This is a genomic window from Pseudomonas sp. FW305-25 (genome assembly GCF_017351415.1).
GTDB classification, from domain to species: Bacteria; Pseudomonadota; Gammaproteobacteria; order Pseudomonadales; family Pseudomonadaceae; genus Aquipseudomonas; species Aquipseudomonas chlororaphis.
This window is the reverse complement of sequence record NZ_JACNDE010000052.1, coordinates 26033-39601: the sequence shown is the minus strand read 5'-3', so window position 1 is coordinate 39601 and position 13569 is coordinate 26033. Positions and strand designations below refer to the sequence as shown.

At 62.9% G+C, this 13569-nt stretch carries 12 protein-coding genes; 3 read left to right on the top strand and 9 right to left on the bottom strand.

Annotation, left to right across the window (positions count from 1 at the left end):
- Nucleotides 1-2 precede the first annotated feature (2 nt).
- Nucleotides 3-452, top strand: coding sequence for a GAF domain-containing protein (locus tag J4E58_RS29775; RefSeq protein ID WP_207255351.1), 450 nt, complete (start codon nucleotides 3-5; stop codon nucleotides 450-452).
- A 129-nt stretch (nucleotides 453-581) separates the two neighbouring features.
- A complete protein-coding gene (locus J4E58_RS29770) occupies nucleotides 582-1496 on the top strand; it encodes an SGNH/GDSL hydrolase family protein (RefSeq protein ID WP_087089117.1) in 915 nt (304 codons plus the stop codon).
- Nucleotides 1497-1529: 33 nt separating this feature from the next.
- Here J4E58_RS29770 and J4E58_RS29765 read toward each other — a convergent pair whose 3' ends face one another.
- Nucleotides 1530-3308: a sensor domain-containing phosphodiesterase gene (locus J4E58_RS29765; RefSeq protein ID WP_087089119.1), complete on the bottom strand. Its 1779-nt coding sequence runs from the start codon at nucleotides 3306-3308 to the stop codon at nucleotides 1530-1532.
- Between the two features lie 237 nt (nucleotides 3309-3545).
- Nucleotides 3546-4436, bottom strand: coding sequence for a LysR family transcriptional regulator (locus J4E58_RS29760; protein WP_087089327.1), 891 nt, complete (start codon nucleotides 4434-4436; stop codon nucleotides 3546-3548).
- Nucleotides 4437-4538: 102 nt separating this feature from the next.
- Between J4E58_RS29760 and J4E58_RS29755 the strand changes: the two genes are divergently transcribed.
- Nucleotides 4539-5201 (top strand): NADPH-dependent F420 reductase, encoded by a 663-nt coding sequence (locus tag J4E58_RS29755; protein WP_087089121.1) that lies wholly within the window; start codon nucleotides 4539-4541, stop codon nucleotides 5199-5201.
- Nucleotides 5202-5291: 90 nt separating this feature from the next.
- On the opposite strand, the gene J4E58_RS29750 is transcribed toward J4E58_RS29755, so the two are convergent.
- The 7 genes from J4E58_RS29750 to J4E58_RS29720 all read right to left on the bottom strand — a co-directional run bounded on the left by J4E58_RS29750 (nucleotide 5292) and on the right by J4E58_RS29720 (nucleotide 13259).
- Entirely contained in the window at nucleotides 5292-5633 is a 342-nt protein-coding gene (locus tag J4E58_RS29750) for a YXWGXW repeat-containing protein (RefSeq protein ID WP_087089123.1), read from the bottom strand.
- A gap of 182 nt (nucleotides 5634-5815) precedes the next feature.
- Complete coding sequence (locus J4E58_RS29745; RefSeq protein WP_087089125.1) at nucleotides 5816-6346, bottom strand: GNAT family N-acetyltransferase; 531 nt, start codon at nucleotides 6344-6346, stop codon at nucleotides 5816-5818.
- A 77-nt stretch (nucleotides 6347-6423) separates the two neighbouring features.
- Complete coding sequence (locus tag J4E58_RS29740; protein ID WP_143481875.1) at nucleotides 6424-7698, bottom strand: hypothetical protein; 1275 nt, start codon at nucleotides 7696-7698, stop codon at nucleotides 6424-6426.
- A 143-nt stretch (nucleotides 7699-7841) separates the two neighbouring features.
- Nucleotides 7842-8864 (bottom strand): Ldh family oxidoreductase, encoded by a 1023-nt coding sequence (locus J4E58_RS29735; RefSeq protein ID WP_087089127.1) that lies wholly within the window; start codon nucleotides 8862-8864, stop codon nucleotides 7842-7844.
- 107 nt (nucleotides 8865-8971) lie between these two features.
- Nucleotides 8972-10546, bottom strand: coding sequence for an aldehyde dehydrogenase (NADP(+)) (locus J4E58_RS29730; RefSeq protein ID WP_087089129.1), 1575 nt, complete (start codon nucleotides 10544-10546; stop codon nucleotides 8972-8974).
- 52 nt (nucleotides 10547-10598) lie between these two features.
- Entirely contained in the window at nucleotides 10599-12167 is a 1569-nt protein-coding gene (locus tag J4E58_RS29725; RefSeq protein WP_087089131.1) for an APC family permease, read from the bottom strand.
- Nucleotides 12168-12338: 171 nt separating this feature from the next.
- Complete coding sequence (locus J4E58_RS29720; RefSeq protein WP_085530049.1) at nucleotides 12339-13259, bottom strand: dihydrodipicolinate synthase family protein; 921 nt, start codon at nucleotides 13257-13259, stop codon at nucleotides 12339-12341.
- Between the last annotated feature and the right edge of the window lie 310 nt (nucleotides 13260-13569).

Below are 13569 nucleotides of genomic sequence, written 5' to 3'. Positions count from 1 at the left end.
CGTTGTTCGACTCGCTGCAGGCCGATATCGACGCCCTGGCCAGGCAACTGGGCGTCAGCTCGATCCTGATCATGCGTTCGCTGCCCCAGCACATGCAGGTCGAAGCCTCGGGCGGGCGGCATGAGAATACTTATCCGATTGGCGCCCAGGGCCAGAAAAGCAGCCTCGCGCACAACGGCCAGGCGCTGTATTGCGAGCGCGTGGTGGACAGCGGCCAGTCGCTGTACGTCAAGGATTCGCGCCTGGAAGCCGAGTGGGCGGGCAACGAGGACGAGGTCGAATTCGGCCTGAGCAACTACCTGGGTTACCCGGTGCGCGATGCCGATGGCGAGGTGTTCGGCACCGTCTGCGCGCTGGATGAAAGCGCCAGGCAATACAGCGCCGAGGAACAGGCCGCGCTGGAGGCGTTCCGGCAAAAGGTCGAGGCCCTGCTCGCCCGTTCGCCGCGATGAAACTTTAGTCGTACAGGTCGCCCACAGGCACGCGCGGACGAGTACGGCTAAGCCCAGGTCGCATCCGACGCATCGGCAACGCTCGAAACTTCTACGATGAGCCCTCGCCTTTCACCGTAGAGACCGCCCATGCGCCAGATCCTGCTCGCTCCCTTGCTCGCACTTTCGTTGGCCGCCGGCAACTGCCTGGCCGGCCCGTCGTTCGATCATCTCTACGCCTTCGGCGACAGTTATTCCGATAACGGCGCCAGCGACCGTTTGACCCGGGACATGCTCGCCCAGCAGTTCAAGGACGCCCAGCAACTGCCCGGCGAGCTGTATTGGCAAGGCCGCTGGAGCAACGGCCCGACCGCCGTGGAAGTGCTTGCAAAAAGCCTGCGGTTACCCCTCACCGACCACGCCGTTGGCGGCGCGAAAAGCGGGCAGAACAATTACTACGCCTGGATGACCGCGTACCGCGACACAGGAGTGAGCGGGCAGATCGACGACTACCTGGCCAACGCCAAAGGCCAGGCCGACCCTGGCGCGCTGTACTTCATCTTCATCAGCGCCAACGACTTTTTCGAACATGCCGACTTCGACCACAAGGAACCGATCGACGAACTGGCCGCCAGCAGCATCGACCATATCCAGAATGCCGTCAGTCGCTTGGCCAAGGCCGGCGCCAGGCATTTCCTGGTGGTCGGCAGCACCGACCTGCGCCATGCCCCGGCTGTGATGGCCAGCGGGCAGAGCGAACAGGCGCTGCGCTATCAACGGATACTTGAACGGCAACTGCCGTCGCTGCTGGTGGCCGAGAGCAAAAAGCTCAATGTAAAAATCACCTACTTCGACCACATCGCCTTCAGCGATCAGCTGCGCCGCCGACCTGCCGAGCATGGCCTGGCCCAGCTCGACCGACCGTGCCAGCCGACCTATCCCGAGGTGAAGCCGGCGTGCGCCCATCCAGACGAATATTTCTATTGGGATGAATGGCACCCGACCCGCAAAGTCCATGCCCTGGCGGGCGAAGCCATGGCCAAGACCCTCGGCCAGGCCCGCTAAGGCACAGCCTCGCCGGCGAGCAGCAGGCCTGCCCTAGACGCAAAGCTGCAACGGGAACCGGTTCGCCCCGCTCCAGGCCAGGAAGCGTTCCTGCAGCATCGGCCTGGCGAGGAAATAACCCTGGGCTTCATCGCAACCGAACGTGTAGAGCATCTGCAAACATTTGAAACTCTCGATGCCCTCGGCCACGGTGCGATAACCCAGCTCGCGGGCCAGGCTGATGATCGAGCGGGTGATCTTCTGGTGCTGGGTGTTGCGCTCAAGGTCGGTGATCATCGACTTGTCGAGTTTCACCACGTTGGCCGGGATCTGGTGCAGGTAGGCAAAGTTGCTGTAGCCCGTGCCGAAATCATCGATGGCCACGTCCATGCCCAGCTCGCGAATGCGCGTCAATTGCGCCAGGACATTCGGGTTGGAACGCAGCCACTCGCCCTCGGTGATCTCCACTTCGAGCCGCCGTGGGTCGATGCCATGCAGCTCACAGGCGCGGCGGATCAGCTCGGCGATATCCTGGTCCTCGAAATCCTTGGGCGACAGATTGATCGATAGCTTGCTGCTCTCGGGCAGGCCCCAGGTGCGCAACTTGCTCAACACCGTGTCGATGACCCAGCGGGTCACCTGATGAATCAGGCCGTTGCGCTCCATCACCGGAATGAACTCGGCGGGCGAGATCGGCCCCAGCCACGGATGTTCCCAGCGCAGCAAGGCTTCGGCACTGACCTGGGCTCCGTCGGGCAGGGCGAAGCGTGGCTGGAACATCAGGTAGATCTGGCCACTGCGCAAGGCATCGTTGAGGTCCGACGCCAGGTTGAACGCGCGGCGCTGGGCGTGATCGCGCCCGGCATCGTAATGCGCCCAGAAACTGCGCCCGGCCATGGCCAGCTCCAGGGCGAACATGGCCTTGCGCAAGGCATCGTCCACCGACTGGGTATCGATCTCGAACTCCACGGTTCCGGCGCAGACCGTGGGAATCATGGGAAACCCCAGCCCGGGCGGCTGGCGACGCAGGCGACTGACCAGCGCATAGAGCAGTCTATCGAGCCCCTCGGCCGGTGCCGGCAGCAGGAAGCCGAAGCGCTTGACCGACACGTGATAGACCCGCACATGCCGCCCCAGGTACTCCTGCAAACGCAGCGCGAGAAAACGGATGATGGTCTCGAAAGGCGCCAGCCCCAGGGCCAGGGTCAGTTCGTGGGCCACCTTCATGTCCAGGGCATCGATCAGCACCAGCACGCGCTGTTCGCCGATGTGGTGCTCGACCAGGTCACGCAGGTCGCTCTGGAACTGCTCGCGATTGGCCAGGCCACTGACCGGGTCGCGACGACGCTGGCGCTGGCGCTGCTCGACCTGCTCCATGACCATCGCCGCCATGTCCCGCAACTGCTGGCGTTCGACGATGCTCAACTGCTGCTCGACCTTGTCGATGATGCACAGGCTGCCGATGGCATAACCGGACGCGGTCAACAGCGGCGCCCCGGCGTAAAAGCGGATGCCCTGGTCGCGGGTCACCAGCGGATTGTCCTGGAAACGCGGATCGAGCGCCGCGTTGCGCACCTCCAGCACTTCGCGGCCTTGCACCGTGAAGGCGCAGAACGACTGGCTGATGGGCGTCTGCGGCTCATCGAAACCCACCCGCGACTTGAACCACTGACGATCACGGTCCACCAGGCTGATCAAGGCGGTAGGCACCTTGAAGTACTCGGCCGCCATGCGGCAGATCCGGTCGAAATTCTCGCAACTGGCGGTGTCCAGCAACTCCAGGGCATGCAGGGCGGCCAGGCGCCGCTCCTCGGCAATCGCCTTATCGGGCATACACGACCTCGGGCCGGGACAACGCGATCATCACAATAAACAACCTATTCGCAGGGAGGCTGGAGGGGGCGCGACGGGGATGAAAGCGATAGTGGCATTAGGACATCCCGGCCACCAGAATGACTGACGGGCAGGCGCTTGCCAAACCCATCCGTCGGACGAACGGTATTGGTTACAAAAAAGCTTGGTTCTCAAGACCTTCGAGCTAGAGCGCTTCGACGGTTGACGACGTTGCTCTCAGGCGCCGAAACGAGCGATCACCGCATCGACGAAGTGCCGCAGCTTGGCGGTCATCTGCCGGTCCGGCCGGTACAGCAGATGCATCGCACGACTCGGCGCCTCATAGCCGGGTAGCAACTGCACCAACTCCCCCGCAGCCCGCGCCGGTTCGAGAAAATCCGCCGGCCCCAGGACGATGCCGAAGCCATCCACGGCCGCCGACAGCAGGGCCTTGCTCTCGTTGACCTGCAAGCGGCTGCGCACCTGAACCTCATGTACCTGGCCGTCGCGGCGGAACTGCCATTGGTTGTCCGCCGGCCGCGACCAGTAGGCGTACCCCAGGCACTCATGCTGTTCGAGATCGGCCGGCACCCGTGGCGTGCCCCGGGCGGCGAGGTAGGCAGGTGCCGCGCAGGCGATCAGGCGATAGGGCGCCAGCGGCCTGGCGGTCAGGCTGGAATCGGCCAGCGGGCCGATACGAAAGGCCGCCTCGTAGCCCTCCTCCACCAGGTCGATGTAGCGATCGGTGAGGTGCAGGTCGATTTCCACCTGCGGATGCTCGCGCAAAAACGCCGTCACGAACGGCATGAGGCTGTAGGAGCCGAAGGTCACCGGCGCGCTGATGCGCAACTTGCCCCGGGGCGTGGCGTTCATGATCTGCGCCAGGGAATCGGCAGCCTGGGCTTCGCCGAGGAGGTGCTTGCAGCGCTCGAGGTAGGCACTGCCCAGCTCGGTCAGGCTCTGCCGGCGCGTGGTGCGGTTGAGCAAGCGCGCGCCCAGCCGCTGCTCCAGCGCCGCCACATGCTTGGCGACCATCTGCGGCGACAGCCCCAGGCGGGTCGCCGCACGGGCGTAGGAACCGCTTTCGGCGGCCGCGACAAAGGCCTCCATGCTGGTCAGACGATCCATCATTCAACACTCCCAGTAACGAGACCAAGTACCAGGCGCTTATTTATCGCCATCTGGTGGCGAATCATCATAGCCGCTCGACCCTTTCAACGGAGCATGGACATGCGTATCGGCATTATCGGAGCAGGTTTTATCGGGCGCGCCGTGGCGCAACTGGCCCTGGCGGCGGGGCATGAGGCGATGCTCAGCAACTCCCGCGGCCCACAGACCATGAGCAGCGTGGCCAGCGGCATTCGCGGCAGCCGCATCGGCAGCGTCGAAGACGCCGTACAGTTCGGCGAGCTGGTGCTGGTGGCCATCCCGCTGGCCCATTACCGTAGCCTCCCCGTGGCCCTGCTGGCCGGCAAGACGGTGCTGGACGCCAATAACTATTACCCGTCCCGCGACGGTCATATCGAGGCCCTGGACCGCTTCGAAACCACCACCAGCCAATTGCTCGCCAAGCACCTCGAAGGCGCCAGGGTGGTGAAGGTGTTCAATGCCATCCTCGCCCAGGACCTGCTGATCGACGCCCGCCCCAGTGGCGCCCCTGATCGCCGCGCCCTGCCGATTGCCGGCGACGATCCGCAGGCCAAGGCGCAGGTCGTGCAATTGCTCGACGAGCTGGGTTTCGACACGGTCGATGGCGGCGGCCTGGCGGACAGCTGGCGTTTCGAACGGGCCAAACCGGCCTACTGCATCCCGCTGGATAAACCGGGGCTGCGCGCGGCCCTGGCACAGGCGGAACGAGAAGTCGAACTGCCCGAAGGTTCGTGGCGCTCCTAACGCCAAGGCATGCAGCGTTCTGCGAGCGCAAAAAAAACGACCCGTTCGGGTCGTTTTCATAGGTTTGCCTGTGCGCCGGTTCGCCTTCGCTCAACTGGCCCAGCCACCCGCATGCAGGTGCCAGCCATCGCCGCGACGCTCCCAGAACGGGTGCACATAATGGTACCCGGGACGCAACGGCTCCCAGTGACCATGGACCGCCACATACTGCCGGCCATCCCAGTGCCAGTAAGCCCGGGACCAGACATAACCCGGGCGATGCATGGGCTCGACTTCGATGACCCGCACCGGCGGTGGCTGCGGCGCAACCACCTCGGCGTATTCCACCGGCGCCGCGCGTTCGACCACCCGCCGCTCATGCACCACCCGTTCCTGCACACACCCGGAGGCCACTACGACCACCGCCACCAGAGCCGTGTAACGTAACAACATGCTGCCTCCCCGGCGCTTGACGCCGACGCTTGAACTGCTGACAACGCCCCCTGCAACCACCCGGCTCCTGCCAGGCGTAAGACGTGTTTTAACAGCTCGAGACTGTCTGCTAGCTGAACCTGATAGCAGCAGGCAGATAGCGGCAGCAAGGTGGCGACAAACGGCCAGTCAGCGGCGGCAGATCAACGTCCTCGGGCGTCGAAATCCGCCCGGGTCATCTCGAAAAACTTGCTCGGCAGTCCCTCGAACTCGCCATCGCGCACAAAACGAAAACCCAGCTTGCGCGCCACCCCCAGCGAGGCCTCGTTCAAGGCATGGGCATCGGCGACGATGCGCTCGACTCCTGCCCCGAGAAAAGCGTGCTCGACGATGCGCCCCGCCGCCTCGGACGCAACACCCCTGCCCCACGCCCGGCGCACCAGGCGCCAGCCCATTTCCAGTTCCGGGCCGACAGCCTCGTAGGGAATGAACGACACCCAGCCGAGAAACTCCTCCGGCGCGGACTTGGCAAAGATCGCCCAATAGCCGCAGTGCTCACCAAAATCGCGCTCCATACGCGAACGCACGAAATCGCGGTGCTCCTCGCCACCGTCCCAGGGGCCGGGAAGGTAACGGGTGACGTGCGGATCGAGGTCCATGGCGATGCACGCCTCGAAGTGTTCGAGGGTACGCGGGCGCAGCAACAGGTTGGGGGTTTCGAAGTGAAGGTTCATTGATGGCAATCGCTTACTCGATGATATCAAGGACAGAAACAGGCTATGGACGCATCTAGTTAGACTCAAATACAAAGTCAGCGAAAAAAGTCATTCATATCGTTATGCCACATAGAGCTTTCCCGATTGTAAAAATGATAAGCGGACCCCGTTGATCTAGTAACACTAGGTTCCACGCTTATTGACTCTGGCCGACAAACAAAAGCGGTACCTATGACATGATCTCTACTCTCGTTTCTCAGAAAGCCTAACGCACCTGTCTTCATTGTTGTCGGGCTCTCTACATTCCTATAATCATGAGCTGCTATTGAGGCAAGCTGCTTATTATCAAGCCCATCAAACCCAGCAACCAGCAACCCAGGCCGAGTTCGAGACAACTGCTTTTTCGCCGATTTACTAAATACATCCAGGACATACTCAATGACAGCATCTTCGATAGCGCTATTGACAACTATAGCAAGTGCTCCCCCCTCAGTACTTCGACGAACCACACCATATGAAACCCGGATACCCAGCATTTCTTCTAATGCCGTCATCACCATTTGATTATCGGTCTGCGCATTGAAACCACTAAAAATTGAGGAATCGAACTCGACTATCTTGATATTGGTCCCATCAGAAAGTTTCAGGTTTTCCCTGTTCCCAACGGCCTTTAAAACCTCCTGAGCCAACTCGACTTTAAGCCTGGATGTACTCGGTAACCGGTCCGGCACGGTCACAGTAACGGCCAGACCGATACCATTAACAGGAACACTGGATTCGATGTTTAGCTTCTTCCCAAGATAATTAAGAAAGTCTATTGCATCCCAGCCGTGTACCTTTCGCCCTTTATCTTCGGATATTGATTTACATTCAATTTCAAGCCCATTAGAACCCAACCCCGGAACCAAGATATCAAAAGTTCCAATATTGGTCATTTCAGGCCAAACCACCTCATACCCTTTATGGGCACAGTGAGCTGCTATAAACAACTCGAGTCTTAGCGCACGAAGATCTGCGGGGTTTTTAAATGATCCACGAACGCGTTGAACCAAACGACGCCCCATCTCCTTATCACAAGACTCTACCATCAGCAAAACACTATCGGCAAAAGCCAAAATTGGATAGTCCCCCGACTCCAACATAGAAATTGGCAGGGCACCATATTTTGAAATCACGTCCCGAAGCCTGTTAAAGGCTAACGCCACTTCATTCTCTGATGTCAGATAAAACTCTGAATACCTATTACCTTTAATCGCAGACTTAATTTCCAGGGCTCTACGCTTCCAAACATTTTCACCAATCAAAGCTGAAAACTTTTCATAAATTATAGGAATATCTCGTACCTGCATTTCCAATTTCCGATCTAGCATTTCCCTCTCCAAACTCCCTGTTCTCATCTAGAACCAGAATAAAAAATGGGCACATCGGTGATTGATGATATCTACTCAACACTCCCCGAACATACGGACAGACTCCTTGCCTGATCAAGACCCAGCCGTCCCGCGCCAAATGTCTAAAGGGGATCAGTCAGCAAAGAGTGAATATCTTGCCAGAGGGAACGAGGAATCTGCACTCCGTGCTCAAGACTGCGCTTTCGAGCTTCGAAACGCCGCTGCGACGGCAGCCGCGCGCCCTGCCCCGTGATGGCTGCGAACAGTCCTTCGGCGCGTTCCAGACCCTTCTCGTAGTCCTGCCCCAGAAACACCTGCGGATCGAACGCCAGGATCAGTTCGCCATGGCAGGGCGCGGCGCCGACGCCAGCGTCGAAGGCCATGGACTCGGCGCTGGTGAGGTCGCCGATCAGGGCGCCGGCCAGCAGTTCGATCATCGCCGCCAGGGCTGACCCCTTGTGCCCGCCGAAGGTTTGCATGGCGCCTTGCAGGGCCGCCCTGGCATCTGTGGTCGGTTGGCCCTGGGCGTCGATGGCCCAGTGTTCGGGGATGGCCTTGCCTTGGCGCGCGTGCAGTTCGATATCGCCGCGGGCGATGGCGCTGGTGGCGAAGTCGAACACGAACGGCTGGCCCGCCGGCCGTGGCCAGGCGAACGCCAGGGGGTTGGTGCCAAACACCGGTTTGCTGCCGCCGGCCGGCGCCACCCAGCTGTGGCTGGGGTTCATGGCGATGCCCACCAGCCCCTCGGCGGCGATGGCCTCGACCTCCGGCCACAGAGCGGAGAAGTGGAAGCACCGCTTGATCGCCATGGCCGCCAGCCCCTGGCTGCGGGCCTTTTCCGCCAGCAATGGCAAGCCGGTCTGGAACGCCAGCAGGGAATAACCGTAGTGCGCATCCACCTCCAGCACGCCCGCGGAAATAGGCCGCAGGCTCGGCTCGGCCAGCGGGTCGACCTTGCCCTCGCGCACGGAGCGCACACAACCCAGCAGGCGGTACACGCCGTGGGAATGGCACTCGTCGCGCTGTCCCTGGGTGATGACCTCGGCAATGGCCCGGGCATGGGCATTGGACAGGCCGTGGCGGGTCAGCACCTTGAGGGACAGGTCATGGACTTCGGCGAGGGAAAGAGTGACGAGATCGGACATGGGGCTTGTGCTCCGATAAAAACCGTGGGGGCCGGGAAACCCGGCCCTATGGGGTTGAGGGTGAGAACGCCGCAGGCCTGCGGCCTGATCGCAGCCAGCGGCAGCGGCTACAACGGGCGCTCGCCGTTGAGACGCTGTGGAACCTGCCAGGGGTTGTCGTTGCGCAAAGCCTGCGGCAGCAGTGCTGGCGGCAAGTCCTGGTACGACACCGGGCGCAGGAAACGCTGGATCGCCAGGCTGCCCACCGAAGTGGTGCGCGTATCCGAGGTGGCGGGGAACGGCCCGCCATGGACCATGGCATGGCCGACTTCGACCCCGGTGCCAAAACCGTTGACCAGCAGGCGGCCAGCCTTGCGCTCCAGCAACGGCAGCAGTTCCCGGGCTTGCAGATGGTCGTCGTCACTCAGGTGCAGGGCGATGGTCAGCTGACCTTCCAGGCTCGCCAACAGCGCTCTCATCTGGGCCGCATCGGCACAGCGCACGATCAACGAGGCCGAGCCGAAGACCTCCTCGCGCAGTGCAGCGCGGGCCATAAAGGCCTCGGCCGATGTGGCGAACAGCGCGGCACGGGCCTGATAGCGCTGGCCATCGGCGCCCTGCCCCAAGGACTCCACCTCGGCATGCCGCAGCAGCCGCTCGACGCCCTGGCAGTAGCTGGCGTGGATGCCTGGCGTCAGCATGGTCTGCGCGGGCGCCAGCTTGAGCGCCGCGGCCGCCGCGGCTTCGAATGCGCGCAACGCCGGGCTGTCGACCGCCAGGAGCAAACCCGGGTTGGTGCAGAACTGCCCGGCGCCCAGGGTCAGGGAACCGACAAAGGCCTGGGCGATGGCTTCGCCGCGCTCGGCCAACGCATTGGCCAGCAGCAGTACCGGGTTGATCGAACTCATCTCGGCATAGACCGGAATCGGTTCCTCGCGGGCCGCGGCGATCTTCATCAGCGCCACGCCGCCGCTGCGCGAACCGGTAAAGCCCACGGCCTTGATCCGCCTGTCCGCCACCAGCCCCTGGCCGATGCCGCGGCCGGAATCGAACAGCAGCGAGAACACCCCTTCCGGCAACCCGTGGCTGTGCACCGCCTGCTGGATCGCCTGGCCTACCAGTTCCGAAGTGCCGGGGTGCGCCGAATGCGCCTTGACCACCACCGGGCAACCGGCGGCCAGTGCCGAGGCGGTGTCGCCGCCAGCCACGGAAAACGCCAGGGGAAAGTTCGAGGCGCCGAACACCGCCACCGGCCCGATGGCGATCTGGCGCAGGCGCAGATCCACCTTGGGCAAGGGTTGGCGCTCCGGCTGGGCCGGGTCGATGCGTGCCTCCAGAAAGGCGCCGTCGCGTACCACCGCCGCGAACAAACGCAGCTGGCCTACGGTGCGCCCGCGCTCGCCTTCCAGGCGGGCACGGGGCAGGCCGGTCTCGCTCATGCAGCGCTCGATCAGCTCATCACCGAGGGCGAGGATGTTGCCGGCGATGCTCTCCAGGAACGCCGCCCGTTGTTCCAGGCTGGTTTCCCGGTAGCGGTCGAATGCCGCCTCGGCCAGGGCACAGGCGCGCTCCAGGTCGTTCGGGCCGGCGCCGCCAAAACCCGGCGCCAGGGTCTCGCCGGTGGCGGCAGCCAGCGCATGCACTTCGCCGTGGCCGCCCCGCACGCGGGATTGGCCGATCAGCAGTTGTCCTGTTACAGGCATGGGTTACCTCTCTGAATAAATGGCGTGAGCTGAATGGATGCCTGGGCCGTGCTCATTCGTCTGCCCCTTCCAGCAGCAGCTTGCTGCCTGGCACCCCGGTGTTGGCGCCCCAGTAGTAAATGCACAGGGCCATGAGGGTGACGACCAGGGTGTCGTAGGGGTGAGTGAGCACGCCGATCCCGCCGAAGCTGCCCAGGTAGGAAATGACCATGGTCAGGGCGTAAAAGGCGATCAGCCACAGGGACGAGCGCACCTGTTCGGTCAGGCTCAGGTGGTCGGTGGGCACCAGGCGCCTGCAGCCCAGGTAGATGACGAACATCAGGATCTGCAGGCCCAGCAGCCAGGACACCGTGCTCCAGCCGGACCAGTAGACGATCAGCGCGGCGATGACGAAGGACACCGGCCCCAACAGGCCGAAGCCACTGACCCGGAACGGCCGCGGCAGGTCCGGCGCACTCTTGCGCAGCGCCGCCACGCTGATCGGGGCGATCGCGTAACTCAGCACCAGGGCCGCCGACACCACATTGATCAGCGCTTCCCAGGACGGGAACGGCAAGGTCCAGAACACCGACAGGCCAAAGGTCAGCCACAGCGCCGGGCGCGGGATGCCGGACTGCTCGTCGATGCGGGTGAAGACCTTGAAGAAGGTCCCGGTCTTCGCCCAGCCGTACACCACCCGTGGCGTGGCGTTCATGTAGATGTTGCCGCAGCCGCTGGGGGAAATCACCGCGTCGGCCACCACCAGGTAGGCCAGCCAGCCGACGCCCAGGGTCAGGGCGATGTCGCGGTACGGCAGGGAGAATTGCTTGCTGATGCTGCTCCAGCCGTTGGCCAGCATGTCGGTGGGAATGCTGCCGAGGAACGCCAGTTGCAGCAGGCCGTAGATCAGGGTCGAGAGCAGGACCGAAAGGATTAGCGCGATGGGAATGGTGCGCTGTGGATTGCGCACTTCGCTGGCCACCGAAATGATCGGCGTCAGGCCCAGGTAGGCGAAGATGATGCCGCCGGCGGAGACCGCCATTTCGATGCCGGACAGCCCGAAGGGAGCAAAGCCCTGGACGTGGAAATTCTCCGCTTTGAAGAAGGTGAACAGCACGCCGATGACCAGCAGCGGCACCACGAACTTGAACAGGCTGATGAGGTTGTTGGACTTGGCGAAGGTCTTGACGCTGGAGTAGTTGAGCCAGAAGAACAGGCACAACAGGGCGAACTGCACCAGCCAGCCGAGCAGGGTCGGGTTGCTGTTGCCGGCATGGGTCAGCCCCGGAAACCAGGCCGCTGCGTATTGCCGCGCCGCCACCACTTCAATGGCCACCAGGCTGGAAAACGCGATCAAGGTGATGAAGCCCATCAGGTAGCCCAGCAGCGGCCCATGGGAGAACACCGGATAACGCACCACCCCGCCCGCTCGCGGCAGGGCCGCGCCCAGTTCGCAATAGACGATGCCCAGCAGCAGAACGGCGAAACCGCCGAGCAGCCAGGAGAAGATTCCCGCCGGCCCGGCGATGGCCGAGACATGGCTGGCGGCGAACAACCAGCCGGAACCGAAGATCGCCCCCAGGCCGATGAAGGTGAGGTCAACCAGAGAGAGCTGTTTCTTGAATTTGCCTTGGCCTGACATAGGCGCGCCTTCTTATTGAGTTATTGGAGTAGGCAGATCGAATGTCGCGCCGGCCTCCTGCGAGCAGGCTGCCGACGTGGTGAAACACGGCACTGCGCGAGTGCCTGATGGTTCTTCTCGTGGACCAGGCCGCCCCCGCGAGCCACTACGCGGGGTGGCCTGTCGGCGGGCTTACAGGCCGACGTCCGGCAACTGCGGACGCTCGGCCAGGGCCTTGGCGACTATCGCCTTGACCTCGGCCAGGGTCTCGCCCTGCAGGGCCAGGCGCGGTGGGCGGGTGATCGAGGAGCCGCGACCGACCAGTTCCTCGCAGAGCTTGATGCACTGCACCAGGTCCGGACGCGCGTCCAGGTGTAACAGCGGCATGAACCAGCGGTACAGCGCCAGGGCCTCTTCGAAGCGTTTTTCCTTGGCCAGGCGGAACAGGGTTTCGCCCTCTTTCGGGAAGGCGTTGGACATCCCGGAGACCCAGCCTTCGGCGCCGACGGCGATGCTTTCCACTACCACGTCATCCAGGCCGGCGAACAGCACGAAGCGGTCGCCCACGGCATTGCGCAGATCGATGAAGCGCCGGGTGTCGCCGGAGGAGTCCTTGAAGCAGACGATGTTTTCGCAGTCCTGCAGGGCGATCAGCACGTCCGGGGTGACGTCGTTTTTGTAGATCGGCGGGTTGTTGTAGACCATCACCGGCAGGTCGGTGCCGGTGGCAATGGCGCGAAAGTGCGCGGCGGTTTCATGGGACTTGGCCGAATACACCAGGGCCGGCATGACCATCACCCCGTCGACCCCGACCTTGGCCGCTTCGCGCACGGTGTTGCGGGCGAACTCGGTGGTGAACTCGGCGATCCCGGCGATCACCGGCACGCGGCCGCCGGCGGCGTCCTTGGCGACCTCGATCACCGAGAGTTTTTCCGCGGTGCTCAGCGAGGTGTTTTCGCCCACGGTGCCGCACACCACCAGGCCCGACACACCGTCGGCCACCAGGTTGCGCATGACGCTGTGGGTGGCGTCCAGGTCCAGGGAAAAGTCGGGTTTGAACTGGGTGCTGACGGCAGGGAACACACCGCTCCAATGGATGGCTTTACGGCTCATGGTCTTGTCCTTGTTGGTTGAGTCGGTCGGGGCCGACAGGCGTTGGAAACGAAAAACAGATTCCGCCTTTCACCGCCCCGCAGCTTGAGGTTTTTCCCGCTCAAGCAAGACGAAATCGGCACATTTGCCCGTTCACGTACAGAACTTTCCCCAGTATTTCCCCACCGAACCGCCGCACAAATCCCCGCCCCAGCGCGTCCTTGTAGCCGCTGCCGCAGGCTGCGATCGGTCGCATAGCGGCCGCCAAGCCAGACAACGCGGTGCAACAGAAATATCCGGGATGCAGGCTTTGCGTCTGCTGCGCAGCCGA